This is a genomic window from Limnobacter sp., from assembly GCF_036846585.1.
In the GTDB taxonomy this organism is placed as follows: domain Bacteria; phylum Pseudomonadota; class Gammaproteobacteria; order Burkholderiales; family Burkholderiaceae_B; genus Limnobacter.
Genome location: NZ_DAIUBR010000001.1, coordinates 94209 through 112245 on the forward strand (window position 1 = coordinate 94209; position 18037 = coordinate 112245).

Sequence of the window (18037 nt, forward strand, 5' to 3'; positions counted from 1 at the left end):
CATGAACAACGACACACTTCTACCGATCCTGATTACCAGCGGAGAACCCGCAGGGATCGGCCCTGAATTGTGTGCCTTGCTGGCCGAAAGCGACACCGCCATCAAGTTGCAACGCCCTTTGGTGATCCTCGGCGACGCCAACTTGCTGAACCAGCGAGCAGCCCAAGCCGGTATTTCACCCACATGGCAACGCATCGACACCCTTGCGCAGGCACAAGCAGCCAAGCCCGCTTATTACCTGTTGCACCGTGCACTGCATGCCCCTTGCGCCACGGGTCAACCCAAGCCAGCCAATGCGCCCTATGTAATCGATTTGCTGGATACCGCCTGCGATGCCTGCCTGGGCAAGGAAGCCGCAGCCATGGTCACCGCGCCCATTCAGAAATCAGCCATCAGCCCTTTCCGGCCGGGCTTCATGGGGCACACCGAATATTTGGCGCAACGTTGCGCCCAGAACGACGTGGTCATGATGCTGGTCGGTGGCAACATGAAAGTGGCGCTGGCCACCACCCACCTGCCCCTATCACAGGTGCCCGGTGCCATCTCCGTCGACTCATTGACCCGAACCTTGCGCATCATGCTCCATGACCTGACGCTGTACTGGAATTTGAACACCCCCAGAATTCTGGTCACAGGCCTGAATCCGCACGCGGGTGAATCCGGCGATTTGGGCACAGAGGAAATCAACACCATCACACCGGTGATCAAATCCCTTCAAGCGGAGGGTCACGATGTACAAGGCCCTTACCCAGCCGACACTCTGTTTCAGCCGAAATACCTTGAACACGCCGATGCCGTGCTGGCCATGTTTCATGACCAAGGTCTGCCCGTGCTGAAACATGCCAGTTTTGGCCAAGGTGTGAACATTTCACTGGGCCTGCCGATTGTTCGAACCTCCGTAGACCACGGCACAGCGCTTGACCTTGCGGGCACCCGAAACATGGATGTGGGCAGTTTGATTCAAGCCCTTGAATGCGCACACCGCATGGACCTTTGCCGCAGGAAAGCGCAATGAAACACCAAGCCAGAAAACGATTCGGTCAACATTTCTTGACCGACCAAAGCGTATTGTCCAACCTGATCGGCGAAATGCGCCCCCGCCCCGACGACACACTGGTTGAAATCGGCCCCGGCCTGGGCGCACTTACCTTCTGGCTGCTCAAGGCCGTCAAGCATCTTCAAGTGATTGAAATTGACCGCGACCTGGCGGAAAAACTGCGCACCGGTGGCTGGAAAAACCAGTTGACCGTGCATGAAGTGGATGTATTGAAGTTTGATTTCAGGCAAATTCAGGCGCCGTTTCGCGTGGTTGGCAACCTGCCCTATAACATTTCATCGCCCATTTTGTTTGCACTGCTTGACGTGGCCGACCAGGTAACAGACCAACACTTCATGCTGCAAAAGGAAGTGATCGACCGCATGGTGGCTGCGCCAAAAACCAGCGATTACGGGCGGCTGTCCGTGATGCTGCAGGCCTACTACCACATGGACCATCTGTTTGATGTGCCGCCGGAATGTTTTGATCCGCCACCCCGTGTGATGTCGGCGATTGTGCGCATGGTGCCCAAGCCAGCAGATGAACGGGCCAAAATCCCGCACGCCGTATTCAGCAAAGTAGTCAGTACCGCTTTTTCACAACGCCGGAAAATGCTGCGCAACACCTGGGCCGACGTGGTACCGGAAGCCATTGCCCAGAATGCAGGAATTGCCCTGACTGCCCGTGCCGAAGAAATTGCACCGTCGCAGTTTGTGCATGTGGCGCAAATGCTGGCCCAGTTGCAACCGCAACAGCCACCCAGCCATTAAATGGCAAGGAAATGAATGCTTGCACCAGCCCATTCATTGCCCAGCAAATTCACCAGTTTGTTTTTAAAAGCCACCGGGTCGCCCGTGGTGTAAAACCGGACCCGATCCAGCAGTGTTGCTACAGGCTTTTTGTCGGCCAGCAAACCTTCTGATTCAAGGCGCGACTTCAATTGCCTGGCCACCGGCATGCCGGTTTCAATCACGGCAACAAAGGGCCCGGCCAAATCGGAAATGATGTTGGCCACAAACGGATAATGTGTGCAGCCCAGCACAATGACATCGGCTTTTTTCTGAATCAAACCAGCCACAATTGGCTTAAGCAAGGCTTCAATGTCGGCATGTGGAAGTGGTGATTTTTCAATCAGCTCCACCAGTCCCGGGCATGGCTGTGCAATGACTTTGGCCAAGGGGTCAAAACGCTCAACAAGGGTTTTGAAACGTTCACTGGCCACCGTATTGGTGGTCGCCAAAATGCCCACCACACCCGTGCGTGTCATCATGCTGGCGGGTTTCACTGCAGGTTCAATGCCCACAATGGGCCAATTGGCATGCACAGCGCGTGCCTGGCCTGCCCCGGCTGCTGTGGCCGTGTTACAGGCCATGACCATGGCCTTGCACCCTTGATTACGCAGCCAGTTGGACACGGTCAAAACCCGGTCTGTGATTTCATGCTGGGGTTTGTCGCCATACGGCAGGTAACGCTCATCGGCCACAAAATCAAACTGCTCCAGCGGCAAGTGTTCAAGCAAAGCCTTCAGCACCGACAAACCACCCACACCGGAATCGAATACACCCACGTGTTTCATGGATTGCTCAAGCAAACAAACTGCAGTGCCGGGGCCGCTGGAATCGGGGCCAGGTTTTGTAGTACCGTGTGGGTGTATCACAGGATTCCTTTCATGAAATTTGAACATTTGGTGCAGATCAACGACCCTGCCTTACCAGGCGTGGACTGGTTAACACGGCAACAGCTTTGGCTTGGCCTTGTGGCGCGTGCGTGGAAACCCACCCGGTTTGTACTGGGTCTTGAGGACGCACAGATTACCGAATCCCGCCAACAGGGCAATGTCACCACACTATACCGTGTACTGGACTACGGGCCTTTCAAGATTGAAGACACGATTGAGCTTCATGAAGAAGACCGCACAGAAACACAAATTGCAGCCAATGAATTTTGCGGCGACAGCACCTTGACGATCTCCATTGAAGAACCAAAGCAAGGCGAATTGTGGCTGCGTTTTCATTACCAGGTCAGTGATGCACCCAACACAGGCGATGTGCCAGGTGCGTCATCCAAAGAAGTGGAGGAAGTGCGCAAACAAGCTTACCGGGCAGCCGACATTGACACCGTTCGCATGATTCGGGAACTGGCCATGGCCATGCCACAACAAACACCCGAACCCCGAAAAGATCACTGAATTACTGCAGCGATTTACTTCAGCGCACAGGCACCCATATAAATTTGACCCGACCTGTTGCCACTACGGCAATAGGCCAGCACCGGCTTTTCTGCCGCGTCAAGAATGCGTTTGAAATCCTCGAGCAACGTTTCTGACGGGGGCTGCCCCACTTCCATGGGCAAATAGTGAATGGCCAACCCAAGGCTTTTGGCCTTCGCTTCAATTTCTGCATGAAGCAAGTGCCCACCCACCTCGTGGTCGGGACGGTTGTTCACAATGGTTTTGAAGCCCAATTGTGCAATCGCCTCCAGATCGTCTGGACTGATTTGACCGCACACGGCGACATCTTCGCTCAATTGCCTGATACTCATTCAACAATTCCTTCGTACATAATCACTGATAGGACAGTTCTTTGGCCTTGCCCCAGAACACCTTGTAAGAAAACGCAGTGTACCCGAGGATGGTTGGCAAAGTGATGACCACACCCACGAGAATAATCTTCAATGCCTCGGGCGAGGAAGCAGCCTCCCAGACAGTCAACTGATTCAACACCACGTACGGGTATTGGCTGTACGCCAGGCCCATGAAGGCCAGCACCATGACCCCTGCGGTGAGTGCAAACACCATCCAGCCATAACCGGCATCAATGATGCGTTGGCTCGACAACACATGGTGCGTGCCCCACAGGCATGCCGCCGTGGCAATCGGAATGGGGGCCAGTGCCACAATGTTCGGAAAGCTGAACCACTTGTTGAAAATTTCGGGTACTACCAAGGGGGTCATGGCTGAAATAAAGGCAATTGACACCAGCATCGGCCAAAAACTGATTCGCCCCCACCGGCACGCCTTTCGAATCAAATCACCTTCGGTTTTCATGATCAGCCAACCGCTGGCCAGCAGTGTGTACGCAAACGGCAACGTAATGGCCACACCCAGGTTGAACACCATTTGCGACCAGTGGTTTGAAAAACCGGTGATGTAACTCCCCAGCATCCAGCCCTGCGACACCGAGGTAATCAAGGAACCCGTGAAGAAAATATTGTTCCACAGCGGCTTGTACGCCACCTCAACCTTGACGCGGAAATCAAAGGCCACTCCACGCATGACCAGGCCAATCAGCATAAAGGTGACTGGCAGATACAGTGCGGTCAGCACAACGCCATGTGCCTTGGGAAACGCGATCAGCAACACGCCCACACCCAGCACCAGCCAGGTTTCATTGGCATCCCAGAACGGACCGATGGAATTGATCATGGTGTCTTTTTCGTCATCGGTGGCATGCGGCAACAGCAAACCCACACCCAGATCGTAGCCGTCCAGCACCACGTAAATAAGCAGCGACAAACCCATCACGCCCATGAACAGCAGTGGCAGAAATTCATTGAAAGTCATGGCCTGTGCTCCTTTGGTTTATTGTTCACGGCGAACGCGATCGGCCGGCGAAGTGGCAGGCGGCACGCCCCCCCAATTCACTTTCTTTGACGACCCAAGTCCACCCAGCAACATGTACCTCAGCACCCACACATACGAAATAATCAGGGCGAGGTACATCACCATGTACAACAACACCGTGAAGGCCACCAGTTGCGGCGGGTGCTGCGCCACCACATCGGCCGTGCCCAATACGCCATACACAACGTAGGGCTGGCGACCAATTTCAGTGACCCACCAGCCCGCCACCGTGGCGATCCAGCCCGAGAACATCATGAACATCAAGGTGGTCAGCAACACGCGGTGCATTTTGTTCTCCAGCACGGGCCCGCCTTTGCGGAAAGCCAGCACGCTGGCCCACGACACCAGCAACATCAGCACGCCCATGCCCACCATCACGCGGAACGAATAAAACACAGGGCCCACTGGCGGGTGTGAGTTCAGGAATTCATTGAGCCCCTTGATTTCGCCATTGAAATCGTGGGTCAGAATAAAACTGGCCATTTTGGGAATACCAACTTCAAAATGGTTGGTGCGTGCCTCTCCATCCGGAATTGCAAACAGCAACAATGGTGCACCTTTCTCGGTGTGCCACACACCTTCCATGGCAGCCACCTTGGCAGGTTGGTGTTTCAAGGTATTCAGGCCGTGCAAGTCGCCCACAAAAATTTGAATCGGGATCAAGGCGGCTGCACCATAAATACCCAGCTTCAGCATGGGGCGTGTAAAAGGCTTTTCGCGCTTGCGCAGAATTTGCAGCGCGCTGCCACCGGCAATCACGAAAAACACGGTCAAACCGCTGGCCAGCAACATGTGGGTGAAGCGGTACGGGAACGACGGGTTCCAGATAATTTCCAGCCAGTTGGTGGCGTGCATCTGCCCATCGATCATTTCAAATCCTTGCGGGGTTTGCATCCAGCTGTTCAACACCAGGATCCAGAAAGCCGACAGGGTGGTACCAAACGCAACCAGAAAAGTGGCCGTCAAATGCATTTTCGGCGACACCCGTTGCTTGCCAAACAGCATCACACCCAGAAAAGTTGCTTCAAGAAAAAACGCGGTCAGCACTTCATAGCCCAACAGGGGCCCCGAAATATTGCCGGTTTTTTCCATGAAGCCGGGCCAGTTTGTACCAAACTGAAAACTCATGGTGATGCCCGACACCACGCCCATGGCAAAGGTCAGCGCAAAGATTTTTGTCCAGAAATAATGGGCTTGCTCCCATTCTGTTTTGCCGGTGCGCACGTGCTGCAAACGCAGGTAAAACATGACCCAGCCAAGGCCGATGGTGATGGTTGGGAAAAGAATGTGGAAGGTAATATTGGCTGCAAATTGAATTCGGGCAAGATCAAGCGACGTGAAATCCATGCTGCACCCCATCTAAGCTTCAAGTGACCTGCCCACCCCAATGACAAAAAGGAATAGACACTTTCATGACCTTAATTAGGTAGAAGCGGTCTGTCAAATTGGTTTGCTTAATGAAACACCGTGAAACACGTACAATGCGCCATCTGTTGCCCAAGGAAACGCCGTTTGATCAATCGCCCCATGTTTCTGCTGCTGGCTGCGCTGGCCGCCTTCGCCCCTTTGGCGATCGACCTGTATTTGCCCAGCCTCACCGCAATTGGTGCAGAATTGCAAGCCACGCCAGGGCGCGTGCAACAAACGGTGACAGTGTTTCTGGCAGGCTTTGCTTTGGGCATGCTGTTTTACGGCCCGCTTTCAGACCGCTTTGGCCGCAGACGCATGATATTTGCTGGCACCAGCGTGTTTGTGTTTGCCAGTGTGGCCTGCATGTTGGCCCAAAGCATTGAACAATTGCTGTTGTTTCGGCTGATTCAGGCCTTTGGAGGCGGGGCCGCAGCAGTTATTTCACGCGCTGTGGTGCGCGATATGTTTGGTGAAACCGATTCATCACGTGTCATGGCGATGATTGCCATGGTGACATCCGTGGCCCCCATGATCGCCCCGCTTCTGGGTGCCTACATTCTGGAATTGGGAAGCTGGCGCTATGAGTTCCTGGCATTGGCCCTGTTTGGTGTGGCCTGCAGCGGTGCCGCCTACATGCTGTTGCCGGAAACCTTGAGCACCGGGCGCACCCAAGCCTCGATTTCAATGGCGTTCAAGGGTTACCGGGCAGTCCTGAAACAAGCCAATGCGCGCCTGCTGATTGTGGCAGGTGGTGCACACTTTGCAGCCATGTTTGCCTACATCACCGGCACGCCGTTTGTTTACATTGAATTCTTCGGCCTTGGCGAGAAAACCTACGCCTTGCTGTTTGGTTCAAACATTGTGAGCCTGATCTGCTTTGGCTACCTGTCAACCCGGCTGGTTGGGCGCTTGGGTACAACCACCCTGGCCAAAACCGGTTCGCTTCTGGGCCTTGCCGGCGCAGTAATGGTGTTTGCAAGTGCCTTCAATGGCAGCAACCACGCATGGAACCTTGGGCTGATGGTGCTGGGTTTTCTGGCGTGCGTGGGTTCACTGGGGTTTGTGGCGCCCAACACCACGGCCCAACTGCTGGGCCAGCATCCGAAAAATGCGGGGGCGGCCTCAGCCCTGTACGGCTGCGCGCAGTTTGGTTTGGGGGGACTGGCCAGTTGGGCGGTTTCGCTGGTGCATGACAACACGGCCCTGCCCATGGCAGCCACCGTGCTTGGCTTTGCCATGCTTGCCTGCTGGGCCAGCCAACAATTAAAACGCTGAACTTTTCATTGTAAGCACAAATTTATTGCTGCAATGTTTAAGCACAGGCAAAAATGGCTGAAAAATTGGACTTTTGGGTCTCTTTACGGTATGTTGTGTCACGAATTTATTCCGTCCAACAACCCAATCAAACAATTTTGCACAGCCATATGGCCGACACAAAAGCCCAAAGTGGCGAGAACCAACCCGACGTGGATTGGCTCGAGAGCCAATACAATGTTCGCTCTTATCTGACCGACCACCCCAAAACCTTTGCACGCTGGGCCGAGCAGTCCCGGTATGCGCGTTTTGATCTGGATGGTTTCTGGAATCAGTATTTCGGCGAATCAGAAGCAGAAACCGTGGATGTCATTCCCGGCAAGCCCGGTAAACCCCTGTTGATTTTTATCCACGGCGGTTACTGGCGTTCGCTGGACAAATACGACTTCACCTTTCTGGCCAAGCCCTATGTGGCGCGCGGCTATTCTGTTGCCCTGCTGAATTACGGCCTGATCCCCCGCGTCACCATTGAAGACAGCGTACGCCAAACCCTGCGCGGCATTGAATGGCTGTATCGCCAGGCTGACCGCTTCGGTTTCGACGCCAACCAGATTGTGGTCTGCGGTCACTCGGCGGGCGGGCATCTCGGTGTCATGAGCGCATTGGCCTTTTGGCCACTGTGGGCCTCTGACCTGCCCCAAGACCTGGTGAAGTCCGTGATTGCCATTTCCGGCATTTACGACCTTAGCCCCTTGGTGCACACCCCTTTCATCCAGAAAGACCTGAAACTGAACCAGAAGCGGACCCGCATGGTCAGCCCGGCACTGATGCCCAAGCCCACCATTCCGGTGCATTTGGCATTCGGCACCAAGGAAACAGATGCGTTCAAGGAACAAAGCGCGTACCTGGCGTCGCATTGGGGATTAAACCCACCCTTGCAAGTCAATGCAGATCATTTCAGCATTTGCGACAGCATTGCAGACCCCAACAGCGAATTGTTCATGCTGATCCAGAACCAGCTTTTGCTGCCTTCACATTAAAAAAACTGAATGGGTTATCCCCCCCATGCTCGGTAAACTGCTTTCCAGACTGGTGCCGTATAACTAAACTGTACACACCAGCCTGGAGGCAAACATGCCCCTTACAATCGCCTACACCAACGCCGCAAATTCCGCAGGCCGACGTTACCCCGACGGCCAAAGCCTGATGCGCAAGAAAACCCTGCGCCAAACTGCACGGCAATTCAAAGTGGGTAGTCAGGTCCTGATGGACTTCAAACCCGCCACAGTGATTGCCTACAACATTGCCGAGTTTGGCCGCTGGATTTCAACCAGCCACCCGATTCTGGTTCGCCTGCAAACAGGTGAACTGCTTTACTGCCGCCTGGCCGACCTGCAAATTGCTGAAAACCCGGGCATGCAAGCTCATTGAAGCTGTTTATAATTCGGGGATGAACTCACCATCCTCGACACCAAAGACCATCGGTTTTATTGGCTTGGGCAATATGGGCTCGGCCATGGCAAACCACCTTTGCAACGCTGGTTACAGCGTGCTGGCCTGGGCCAGAAGCCAGGCCACATTTGAAGCGCTTGCCGATATTGCATTAAAGCCACAAACCAGCATCGCAGCACTGTGCGCCGGCACACGAGCAATTGCCCTGAATGTAACCAACACAGCCGATGTGCAATCACTGCTGTTTCGTGAAGGTGGCATTGCTGAATGCGCCCAACCCGGCACCATCATTGTGGACTTCAGCACCATCGACGCAGCAACGGTGGCAGATATTGCGCGTGAATTGAAATCCCGCGAGATTGATTACATCGACTGCCCCGTTTCAGGCGGTGCAGCCGGTGCACGTGCAGCCACGCTGAGCATGATGGCAGGCGGGGATTTGGCAGCATTCAAACAAATTGAGCCCATGCTGAGGCACCTGGGCAAAACCATTCGCCATGTCGGCCCCTCCGGGGCAGGCCAAGCCATCAAGGCGGCCAATCAAATGGCGCTGTGCATTCAATTGGTGGGCATTGCCGAAGCCATGAACTATGCCCTTGAACAGGGCGCGGATTTGACAATTGTGCTTGAACTGCTGCAAGCCGGTTTACCCGCCAGCCGCGTGCTGGACTGGGCTGGCCCCCACATGGCGAACGGGTTTGCCGACCCGGTTTCGATTGAAGCGCACTTGCATGCCAAAGACGTGCGCATGGTGGCCGATGCGGCGGTCAAGCAGGGTTTGCATTTGCCACTGCTGCTTAAAACCGCAGAGCTGCTGGATGAACTGGTGGCCAATGGGCCGAAAAGCCAAGACACGTCGAGGGTGTTTGAAATCGTGCGCAGTCACCTTCGGGGTTGACAAAACCCAAGGCACTGCCGATTGGCGAAGCCGACAAGCAGTACAGCTACACTATTTGGACCTTCGTCCAACCCGAATTCCCCAACGTTTCCTCTGGCTCGGGTCATGCAAAGCGCAATGGCGCCTTTGCATCGATTCCATGCGGAATCGCCCCTCGGCTGCGAGAACATTGGGCGGGTTGAACTGAAGTCGGCCCGAACAGTGTAGCTGTACTGCTTGTCGGGTGCCGCGATGTGCGATATGCCGGTTTGATCGGGCTCTCAGATGTCATACGCATCCCCGCCACCAAGAACACGATCAATCAACTTCGGCGTCAACATCGGCGCAAACACCGCAATGAATTCGTACATCAACGTGCGCATGAACACCCCCTGCCGCAAGGCAATGCGCGTGGTGTTGCGGCCAAACAGGTGGTCCACGGGCACCGCCATCAAACCCTTGTCCTTCACCGTATCGAAAGCAACTTCAGCAATAATGCCCACACCCAGCCCCAGGCCCACATAGGTTTTAATCACATCGGCGTCAATGGCTTCCAGCACCAAATCAATCGTCACCCCGGCCTTTTGAAATGCCGCATCAATTTTCTTGCGGCCTGCAAAGTGGGTTTCATAGGTAATGACGGGCATTTGATCAAAATCGGCCAGTGCAATTTGCCGCCCGCCGTCAACAAAAGGCGTCAACAAGGGCGACCCGGTGGGCGCCACCGCAACATGGCCCCAGTCGTAGCAAGGGAAGGTGACCAAATCGGGCTCGTCGGCCAAAGCTTCCGTGGCCACGGCCAAATCAGCTTGGTCTTTGCGCACCCACTGGGCCAGTTGCTCGGGTGTGCCCTGTAACAAAATCAGCTTCACTTTCGGAAATTTTTTACGAAAAGTGGCCACCGCCTGTGGAAGCACGTAACGGGCTTGCGTGTGGGTGACAGCCACAGTCAACTGCCCGCTTTCACGCGCAGCGAATTCCTCGCCGACCCGCTTGATATTCTCAAGTTCAGCCAGCGCCCGCTCGCAGGCTTTATATACCAGCTCGCCCGGTGGTGTTAATCCTTTTATTCGCTTGCCGTGCCGCTTGAATATTTGAAAGCCCAACTCCTCTTCAAATTCGATAATTGCCTTGGACACACCAGGCTGCGATGTGAACAACGCCTTGGCCGCGTCGGTCAAGCTGAAGTCGTGGCGAACCGCTTCCCGAACAAACCGAAGTTGGTGCAAATTCATAAAAACCCTTTATTCCACAGGGGAATATATAAATGGAAATATTGTCGTTTGAATTATAAAGCGACGCGCCTACAATTCAAGTCCTGAAAAACCATTTTTATCGAGCTTTCACGTGCCTTTTGATATTGATCTAGTCTACGTATTGTCTGGCTTGGCGGTCGGCCTTCTGGTCGGCCTGACAGGCGTGGGCGGGGGCTCGCTGATGACCCCGCTGCTCACCGTGCTGTTTGGCATTCCTGCCACCACGGCTGTGGGCACCGACCTGGCCTTTGCAGCCATCACAAAAGGCGCGGGCACCTTGGTACACCGCTTGCGCAACACCGTGAACTGGAAAATCGTAGGTCTGGCTTGCCTGGGCAGCGTGCCCGCATCGCTGGTTACCATTGCCGTACTGCACGGCCTGGACATTCAAAATGCAGGCAAAGGCAGCCCCATCGATGTATTCATTCGCTGGTCCATTTCAATCTGCGTGATGCTGACCGTGGGCGTGCTGATTTTCAAAACAAAAATTGTGCACTGGTTGCAAAACCACCCTCAAGCCCAATTGGAAGACAAAACGCGTACCATTGCCACCGTGGTTGCATTTGCCGTCATCGGCATGCTGGTGACCGTGTCATCGATTGGCGCGGGCGCAATCGGTGCCATGGTGTTGATCATTCTGTACCCGCACCTGAAAGCCTCTGAAATTGCGGGTACCGACATTGCCTACGCAGTGCCACTGACGGCAGTTGCAGCGTTCGGTCACTTCAGCCTGGGCACAGTTGATTTTGGTTTGTTGGGCGCCCTGCTGCTGGGTTCAATCCCTGGCATCACCGTGGGTAGTTATTTAAGTCGCGCAGTGCCTGAAAGGTTTTTGCGCGGGGTATTGGCCACGACCCTCACCGCCGTGGCCGCAAAATTGGTGATGTAAATGTACAAATACGACGACTATGACCACGCCCTTGTACGCGAACGCGTGGCCCAGTTTCGCAACCAGACCGAGCGCTTTCTGAAAGGCGAGCTGACGGACGAAGAGTTTCGCCCACTGCGTTTGCAGAATGGCCTGTACATTCAGCGCCATGCACCCATGCTGCGTGTGGCCATTCCTTATGGATTGCTAGGTGCGAAACAATTGCACAAGCTTGCAGACATTGCAGCCAAGTACGACCGCAACTATGCACACTTCACCACGCGCCAGAACATTCAGTACAACTGGCCCGCACTGGAAAATGTGCCCGCCATTCTGGCTGAACTGGCTGAAGTTGAAATGCACGCCATTCAAACCAGTGGAAACTGCATTCGCAACACCACCAGCGACCCGTTTGCCGGCATTGCGAAAGATGAATTCGTTGACCCACGCCCCTTCTGCGAACTGATTCGCCAGTGGAGCACGTTCCACCCTGAATTCGCACACTTGCCCCGCAAATTCAAAATTGCGGTGAATGGTGCAGCGGTTGATCGCGCTGCCGTGCAAGTGCACGACATCGGCGTGAACCTGACCCGCAATGCAGCCGGCGAAGTGGTGGCGCAAGTGTTGGCTGGTGGCGGTTTGGGCCGTACACCCGTGATTGGTTCCGTGATCAAGAACGACCTGCCCTGGCAGGAATTGCTGACCTATATTGAAGCAGTGATGCGCGTGTACAACCGCTATGGCCGCCGGGACAACCTGTACAAAGCCCGCATCAAAATTCTGGTGCGCGCTATTGGGCCTGAAGAATTTTCCAAACAGGTTGAAGAAGAGTGGCAGCACATCAAAGGTGGTGTGTCGGTGATTCCCCAGAAAGAATTTGACCGTGTTTCATCCTTCTTCATCGCCCCTGCTTACGAGCAGTTCAGTGCTGAACAAGTGGCCACCATTGCCGAGCAAAACCGTGGCCTGCGCGCCAAGCATATGGGCTTCGATCGCTGGTTGATCCGCAACGCACGCGAACACCGCCAGCCTGGTTATGTGGCCATCAGCATTTCGCTGAAGCGCCCCGGTATTGCCCCCGGCGATGCCAACACCGCTGAAATGCACCTGATTGCGGATTTGGCGGAGCAGTATTCTTTCGGCGAATTGCGTGTAACGCACGAACAAAACTTTGTGCTGTCCGATGTGGCCGAGCAAGACTTGTTCGAGCTGTGGAGCACCCTGAAAGAACACAACCTGGCCATGCCCAACATCGGCTTGATTTCCGACATAATCGCCTGCCCCGGCGGCGACTTCTGCTCGCTGGCCAATGCCAAATCCATCCCGATTGCCTTGGGCATTCAGGAAGCTGTGGACAACCTGGACTACCAATTCGATTTGGGCGACCTCAGCCTGAACATTTCGGGTTGTATCAATTCCTGCGGTCACCACCACATTGGCAACATCGGCATTTTGGGTGTCGATAAAAACGGTGAAGAGTGGTACCAGGTTACGCTGGGTGGCCGCCAGGGCAACGATGCGTCCATTGGCAAGGTAATTGGCAAATCGTTCTATGCCGAAGACGTGCCCGGCGTGGTGGTGAAATTGCTGGAAGTGTATGTGCGCGAACGCCATGAAGACGAGTTGTTCATTGACACACTTGACCGCATTGGCGCAGAGCCCTTCAAAGACCACGTGTACGCCAACAAGGAGGCTGCATAAATGGCCAACATCATCGTAAAACCATTGAACGGCGAAGCCGCCATTGTTGCTGATGAATTCGTGATTGTGGAAGTGGGCACCGCTGAATCGCCCGTGGCCGCACCTGCAGTCGTTCCCACAGAGGGCAAAGTGCTGGTGCACTTGTCTGTTTGGGAAGCCAACAAGGCTGAACTTGCCGCACGCGCGCAAGCTGGTGATTTGGGTGTTTACCTGAACCCCGAAGACAACCCGGAGCAACTGCAGGGCGACGTGAATGTACTGAAGTTGATTGCATTCAACTTCCCCGTATTCAAGTATGGCCAGGCTTATTCAGGCGCAGTGTTGTTGCGCACGCGCTATGGCTTCACCGGCGACATTCGCGCATTTGGCGACGTGTGGCGCGACCAGTTTTTTCTGTTGGCGCGTTGCGGCTTTACGCAATTCGACATCAAGGAAGGCAAGTCACTGGAAGACGCATTGAACGCGTTTTCTGACTTCACCATTCCCTACCAAACCAGTGCCGATGGTTCTTTGCCTGTTTTCAATCGCAGGGCCTCCGCAGGAACATCGGCATGAGTGCAGTGAATACTTCAGCGCAGTCGCGCTTCCACAGCGTAGAAACAGCACCGGAAAACAATGCGGTGCAAGAACAACCCATCGCGGTGTTTCGTGGTCCGCACCAACCCGCAACCGACATTGCGGCAAAAGTGCAGGCACTGGAAACATTGCTGACCCAGGCAGCCAATGAATTTGATTCCATCGCACTGGCCAGCAGCCTGGCGGCCGAAGACAATGTGCTGTTCGATGTTATTGCACGCCTGAACCTGAACATTCGCGTGTTCAGCCTGAATACAGGCCGCCTGCATCAACAAACTTTGGACGTGGCCCCAGCCCTTCAAGCCAGATATGGTCAAACCGTACAGTGGTTTGAACCCAAGGCCGACGCTGTTGAAACCTATGTAAACACCAAAGGCCGTGATGCTTTTTATGAAAGCACTGCACTGCGCAAGGAATGCTGCGGCATTCGCAAAGTTGAACCACTGGCACGCGCGCTGCACGGTGCAAAGGCCTGGGTTACCGGCCAACGCCAGGCGCAAGCCGCAACACGCGCAGAACTACCCGTGCGTGAATTTGATGCCGACCGCGGCATTGAAAAATTCAACCCGCTGGCCAGCTGGAGCGAGGCCGATGTGTGGACCTATGTTCGCCAGTTTGACGTGCCTGTCAACAAGCTGCATTTCGAAGGTTTTCCTTCGATTGGTTGCGAGCCCTGCACCCGCGCAATCACCATTGGCGAAGACATTCGCGCTGGCCGCTGGTGGTGGGAAGACCCCACCAGCAAGGAATGCGGTTTGCACAATGCAAATTTAAAGAAATAAATTGAATTCACCGATTGAAAAAACAAGTCGAGATAAATCATGAGCACGCAAGTACACACCATGTCCCACCTGGACTGGCTTGAAGCAGAAGCCATCTACATCATGCGCGAAGTGGCGGCAGAATGCGCACGCCCTGCCATGCTGTTCTCGGGCGGCAAAGATTCCATCGTGATGCTGCGCCTTGCGGAAAAAGCATTTCGCCCCGGCAAGTTCCCATTCCCTTTGGTGCACATCGACACCGAGCACAATTTCCCTGAAGTGATCGAGTTTCGCGACTGGAAGGCCAAGCAATTGGGCGAGGAACTGATTGTTCGCTCACTGGAAGGCTCCATCAAAAAAGGCACCATTCGCCTGCCCCACCCGGAAGCTTCACGCAATTCATTCCAAAGCGTCACACTGCTTGAAACACAGGAAGAATTTGGCTTTGACGCGCTGATGGGTGGCGCACGCCGCGACGAAGAAAAAGCGCGCGCCAAAGAACGTATTTTTTCTTTCCGCGACGGCTTTGGCCAGTGGGATCCCAAAAGCCAGCGCCCTGAACTTTGGGACCTGTACAACACCCGCGTTCACCCCGGTGAACACATGCGCGTATTCCCCATTTCCAACTGGACTGAACTGGATGTGTGGCAATACATTGAGCGTGAAAAGCTGGAGCTGCCCAACATTTACTACGCCCATGAACGCGAAGTGATTGAACGCAACGGCCTGCTGGTGCCCATTACTGAAATGACACAGCCCAAAGCTGGTGAAACCGTGACGACCCGCACTGTGCGCTTCCGCACAGTAGGCGACATTACCTGCACCTGCCCCGTGGCCAGCACGGCAGCAAACCCGATTGAAATTATTGCTGAAACAGCAGTAAGTGACATTACCGAACGCGGCGCAACCCGCATGGACGATCAAACCTCTGAGGCCTCCATGGAGCGCCGCAAGAAAGAAGGCTATTTCTAAATCGAGATGAATACCATGAACGCTATTAACGAAGCCCTGAAACTGAGCACTCAAGACCACGGCGTGCTGCGCTTCATCACCGCTGGTTCTGTCGACGACGGAAAGTCCACCCTGATTGGCCGCTTGTTATTTGACAGCAAGGGTATTTTTGCTGACCAGCTGGCCGCCATTTCCAAGGCGAAAAACAAGCGAACTGCAGGCGATGCAATCGACTTTTCACTGTTGACTGACGGCCTTGAAGCCGAACGGGAGCAAGGCATTACCATCGACGTGGCCTACCGCTACTTCGCCACGCCTGCGCGCAAATTCATTGTGGCCGACACACCAGGCCATGAACAGTACACCCGCAACATGGTGACTGGCGCGTCCACCGCCGACGTAGCCATTGTGCTGGTCGACATTACCCGCGTTGCATTTGATGAAGGCGCAGACGGCCTGAAGGCCACACTGCTGGCCCAAACCAAACGCCACAGTGCGATTGCCGGCAAGTTGGGCATTCCCGCAATTTTGTTCGCCGTGAACAAAATGGACCTGGTTGATTTCGACCAGGCCAAGTTCATTGCCACTGAAAAAGCCGTGCGTGAACTGGCAGTAACCGTGGGCGTGCAAGAAGCCTTGGTGCTGCCCATTTCAGCCCTGACCGGCGACAATGTGGTAACAAGCAGCCCCAAAACGCCCTGGTACACCGGCCAGCCTTTGCTGCCTATTCTGGAAAACATTCCCAGCCGTGCCGACCGTGCAGAAGCAGCCCACAAAGTGGGCTTCCGTTTCCCGGTGCAATTGGTGGCCCGCCACGATGGCCACAAGGCTGATGATTTCCGCGGTTACATGGGCCGCGTTGAAGGTGGCAGCGTGAAGGTGGGCGACACTGTGGTGGTGCACCCTTCTGGTCAAAGCGCACAAGTATCACGCATCGTGTTTTTGAACGATGATTTGCCCGAAGCCCACCTGGGCCAGTGCGTAACACTGGTGTTGGACCGTGATGTAGACGTGTCCCGCGGCGATCAAATTGTCAGCAGTGTCGACACTGTTAACCATGCCCCGGTGAAAGCATTGACGGCCGACATTTGCTGGCTGGACAATGAACCATTGAACCCTGCGCGCAAGTACTGGGTCAAGCAAACCACGCACCAAACGCAGGCCAAAATTAAATCGGTGAACTTGGTGCTCGATATTCACACCCTGCTGCACGGCGAAAGCACCAAAACGGTGCGAATGAACGACATCGCGCAGATTGAATTGGTGCTGGCCCAGCCTATCGTGGCGGATTTGTACACAGAATGCCGTGCAACAGGCAGTTTTATCCTGATTGACAGTGCCACCAACCAAACCGTGGCGGCTGGCATGATCGTTGCGAAGAACTAAGTAACGACCCTTCACCCGGTTGTTGGTTGCTTGTTCTTAAATAGGGACTTTTGAGATGGGACGCGTTGTATTGATTGGAGCAGGACCTGGAGCGGAGGATTTAATCACCGTTCGCGGCCTGAAACTGCTGATGCAGGCAGACTGCGTGTTTTACGACGCGCTGGTCAGTCCCTCTCTTCTTTCTGAGGCCCACCCCAATGCCAAACTTGTTGCCGTTGGCAAACGCTGCGGCAAGAAATCCACGGCTCAGCATTTCATCAATAAACAACTTGTTGAAGCTGCTGACAAATACCCCTTGGTTGTACGCCTGAAGGGCGGTGACCCCATGGTGTTTGGCCGCGCCGATGAAGAAATTACGGCATTGAAAGCTGCAGGACATGCAGTTGAAGTGGTGCCCGGCGTAACCGCCGCACTGGCTGCTGCCAGCAGCCTGCAAGCCTCGCTCACCTTGCGTGGCGTTGCCCGCAGCCTTACGCTTACCACCCCTTCCGTGGGTGCCAGTGAGGCACCAAGCACCGAATTGTTCACTGGCACTGAAAACGACACAGTGGCTGTGTACATGGGTTTGCGTCAGGCGGGCCCTTGGGCTACCGCCTTGCTTGAAAAAGGCCGCAACCCCAACACACCTGTTATTCTGTGCGAAAGTGTTTCACTGCCCGCTGAAAAATTCACGCCTTTAAACTTGGGAAAACTGCCCCTGTTTTCTGCAGATCAGCTCACCGATGGTCCCTGCCTTATCTTGATCGGTCAAGCCCTCAGTAAGGCCTGTATTAAACTTCAAAGCATCAATTCACATTCAAAATCAACCAAACAAGTTGCTTGATTACGCCGCAGATTACGGGGAAGAGTAGCAAAATGCGTCACACCGCAGCCTAAGCTCCATTTCC

At 54.6% G+C, this 18037-nt stretch carries 19 protein-coding genes; 14 read left to right on the plus strand and 5 right to left on the minus strand.

Annotation, left to right across the window (positions count from 1 at the left end):
- Position 1 precedes the first annotated feature (1 nt).
- Positions 2-1015, plus strand: coding sequence for a 4-hydroxythreonine-4-phosphate dehydrogenase PdxA (gene pdxA, locus V7028_RS00445; RefSeq protein ID WP_334118136.1), 1014 nt, complete (start codon positions 2-4; stop codon positions 1013-1015).
- The gene (gene rsmA / locus V7028_RS00450; RefSeq protein WP_334118137.1) at positions 1012-1806 is read left to right on the plus strand and encodes a 16S rRNA (adenine(1518)-N(6)/adenine(1519)-N(6))-dimethyltransferase RsmA; all 795 of its coding nucleotides are present in this window, start codon (positions 1012-1014) and stop codon (positions 1804-1806) included. The genes pdxA and rsmA overlap by 4 nt, the downstream gene beginning before the upstream one ends.
- Here the strand turns inward: rsmA and murI are convergent.
- Positions 1803-2693 carry a glutamate racemase gene (gene murI / locus V7028_RS00455; RefSeq protein WP_334118138.1) on the minus strand — a complete coding sequence of 297 codons (891 nt, stop codon included), beginning with the start codon at positions 2691-2693 and terminating at the stop codon, positions 1803-1805. The genes rsmA and murI overlap by 4 nt on opposite strands.
- Before the next feature lie 12 nt (positions 2694-2705).
- On the opposite strand from murI, the gene V7028_RS00460 reads away from it, so the two are divergent.
- Positions 2706-3224, plus strand: a complete 519-nt coding sequence (locus V7028_RS00460; protein ID WP_334118139.1) for an SRPBCC family protein — start codon at positions 2706-2708, stop codon at positions 3222-3224.
- 14 nt (positions 3225-3238) lie between these two features.
- On the opposite strand, the gene V7028_RS00465 is transcribed toward V7028_RS00460, so the two are convergent.
- From V7028_RS00465 to V7028_RS00475, 3 genes are read right to left on the minus strand one after another with little or no spacing between them, the layout of a single operon-like run.
- Positions 3239-3577: a TIGR01244 family sulfur transferase gene (locus V7028_RS00465; RefSeq protein WP_334118140.1), complete on the minus strand. Its 339-nt coding sequence runs from the start codon at positions 3575-3577 to the stop codon at positions 3239-3241.
- A 22-nt stretch (positions 3578-3599) separates the two neighbouring features.
- Positions 3600-4598, minus strand: a complete 999-nt coding sequence (locus tag V7028_RS00470) for a cytochrome d ubiquinol oxidase subunit II (protein WP_334118141.1) — start codon at positions 4596-4598, stop codon at positions 3600-3602.
- An 18-nt stretch (positions 4599-4616) separates the two neighbouring features.
- Positions 4617-6005, minus strand: coding sequence for a cytochrome ubiquinol oxidase subunit I (locus tag V7028_RS00475; protein WP_334118142.1), 1389 nt, complete (start codon positions 6003-6005; stop codon positions 4617-4619).
- A gap of 165 nt (positions 6006-6170) precedes the next feature.
- Between V7028_RS00475 and V7028_RS00480 the strand changes: the two genes are divergently transcribed.
- The 4 genes from V7028_RS00480 (at position 6171) to V7028_RS00495 (ending at position 9672) form a co-directional block, all read left to right on the plus strand.
- Positions 6171-7343 carry a multidrug effflux MFS transporter gene (locus V7028_RS00480; protein ID WP_334118143.1) on the plus strand — a complete coding sequence of 391 codons (1173 nt, stop codon included), beginning with the start codon at positions 6171-6173 and terminating at the stop codon, positions 7341-7343.
- 149 nt (positions 7344-7492) lie between these two features.
- On the plus strand, positions 7493-8362 hold the full coding sequence (locus tag V7028_RS00485) for an alpha/beta hydrolase (protein ID WP_305562512.1): 870 nt from the start codon (positions 7493-7495) through the stop codon (positions 8360-8362).
- 94 nt (positions 8363-8456) lie between these two features.
- A complete protein-coding gene (locus tag V7028_RS00490) occupies positions 8457-8753 on the plus strand; it encodes a hypothetical protein (protein WP_334118144.1) in 297 nt (98 codons plus the stop codon).
- 19 nt (positions 8754-8772) lie between these two features.
- On the plus strand, positions 8773-9672 hold the full coding sequence (locus V7028_RS00495) for an NAD(P)-dependent oxidoreductase (RefSeq protein ID WP_334118145.1): 900 nt from the start codon (positions 8773-8775) through the stop codon (positions 9670-9672).
- Between the two features lie 260 nt (positions 9673-9932).
- Here V7028_RS00495 and V7028_RS00500 read toward each other — a convergent pair whose 3' ends face one another.
- Positions 9933-10886, minus strand: coding sequence for a CysB family HTH-type transcriptional regulator (locus tag V7028_RS00500; RefSeq protein WP_334118146.1), 954 nt, complete (start codon positions 10884-10886; stop codon positions 9933-9935).
- Between the two features lie 112 nt (positions 10887-10998).
- On the opposite strand from V7028_RS00500, the gene V7028_RS00505 reads away from it, so the two are divergent.
- From V7028_RS00505 to cobA, 7 genes are read left to right on the plus strand one after another with little or no spacing between them, the layout of a single operon-like run.
- Positions 10999-11796, plus strand: coding sequence for a sulfite exporter TauE/SafE family protein (locus tag V7028_RS00505; protein WP_334118147.1), 798 nt, complete (start codon positions 10999-11001; stop codon positions 11794-11796).
- Positions 11797-13476, plus strand: coding sequence for a nitrite/sulfite reductase (locus V7028_RS00510; protein ID WP_334118148.1), 1680 nt, complete (start codon positions 11797-11799; stop codon positions 13474-13476).
- Positions 13477-14031 carry a DUF934 domain-containing protein gene (locus V7028_RS00515; RefSeq protein ID WP_334118149.1) on the plus strand — a complete coding sequence of 185 codons (555 nt, stop codon included), beginning with the start codon at positions 13477-13479 and terminating at the stop codon, positions 14029-14031.
- Entirely contained in the window at positions 14028-14834 is an 807-nt protein-coding gene (locus V7028_RS00520; protein WP_334118150.1) for a phosphoadenylyl-sulfate reductase, read from the plus strand. Before V7028_RS00515 ends, V7028_RS00520 begins: the two co-directional genes overlap by 4 nt.
- 39 nt (positions 14835-14873) lie before the next feature.
- A complete protein-coding gene (cysD, locus tag V7028_RS00525; protein WP_334118151.1) occupies positions 14874-15785 on the plus strand; it encodes a sulfate adenylyltransferase subunit CysD in 912 nt (303 codons plus the stop codon).
- 15 nt (positions 15786-15800) lie between these two features.
- The gene (locus V7028_RS00530; RefSeq protein WP_334118152.1) at positions 15801-17150 is read left to right on the plus strand and encodes a sulfate adenylyltransferase subunit 1; all 1350 of its coding nucleotides are present in this window, start codon (positions 15801-15803) and stop codon (positions 17148-17150) included.
- Positions 17151-17205: 55 nt separating this feature from the next.
- Entirely contained in the window at positions 17206-17973 is a 768-nt protein-coding gene (gene cobA / locus V7028_RS00535) for a uroporphyrinogen-III C-methyltransferase (RefSeq protein WP_334118153.1), read from the plus strand.
- Positions 17974-18037: the final 64 nt, after the last annotated feature.

Bases quoted from the DNA above. Each gene is read 5' to 3' on its own strand.
- pdxA (WP_334118136.1), top strand. From the start codon at position 2: ATGAACAACGACACACTTCTACCGATCCTGATTACCAGCGGAGAACCC.
- rsmA (WP_334118137.1), top strand. From the start codon at position 1,012: ATGAAACACCAAGCCAGAAAACGATTCGGTCAACATTTCTTGACCGAC.
- V7028_RS00460 (WP_334118139.1), top strand. From the start codon at position 2,706: ATGAAATTTGAACATTTGGTGCAGATCAACGACCCTGCCTTACCAGGC.
- V7028_RS00465 (WP_334118140.1), bottom strand. From the start codon at position 3,577: ATGAGTATCAGGCAATTGAGCGAAGATGTCGCCGTGTGCGGTCAAATC.
- V7028_RS00470 (WP_334118141.1), bottom strand. From the start codon at position 4,598: ATGACTTTCAATGAATTTCTGCCACTGCTGTTCATGGGCGTGATGGGT.
- V7028_RS00475 (WP_334118142.1), bottom strand. From the start codon at position 6,005: ATGGATTTCACGTCGCTTGATCTTGCCCGAATTCAATTTGCAGCCAAT.
- V7028_RS00485 (WP_305562512.1), top strand. From the start codon at position 7,493: ATGGCCGACACAAAAGCCCAAAGTGGCGAGAACCAACCCGACGTGGAT.
- V7028_RS00490 (WP_334118144.1), top strand. From the start codon at position 8,457: ATGCCCCTTACAATCGCCTACACCAACGCCGCAAATTCCGCAGGCCGA.
- V7028_RS00495 (WP_334118145.1), top strand. From the start codon at position 8,773: ATGAACTCACCATCCTCGACACCAAAGACCATCGGTTTTATTGGCTTG.
- V7028_RS00500 (WP_334118146.1), bottom strand. From the start codon at position 10,886: ATGAATTTGCACCAACTTCGGTTTGTTCGGGAAGCGGTTCGCCACGAC.
- V7028_RS00510 (WP_334118148.1), top strand. From the start codon at position 11,797: ATGTACAAATACGACGACTATGACCACGCCCTTGTACGCGAACGCGTG.
- V7028_RS00515 (WP_334118149.1), top strand. From the start codon at position 13,477: ATGGCCAACATCATCGTAAAACCATTGAACGGCGAAGCCGCCATTGTT.
- V7028_RS00520 (WP_334118150.1), top strand. From the start codon at position 14,028: ATGAGTGCAGTGAATACTTCAGCGCAGTCGCGCTTCCACAGCGTAGAA.
- cysD (WP_334118151.1), top strand. From the start codon at position 14,874: ATGAGCACGCAAGTACACACCATGTCCCACCTGGACTGGCTTGAAGCA.
- V7028_RS00530 (WP_334118152.1), top strand. From the start codon at position 15,801: ATGAACGCTATTAACGAAGCCCTGAAACTGAGCACTCAAGACCACGGC.
- cobA (WP_334118153.1), top strand. From the start codon at position 17,206: ATGGGACGCGTTGTATTGATTGGAGCAGGACCTGGAGCGGAGGATTTA.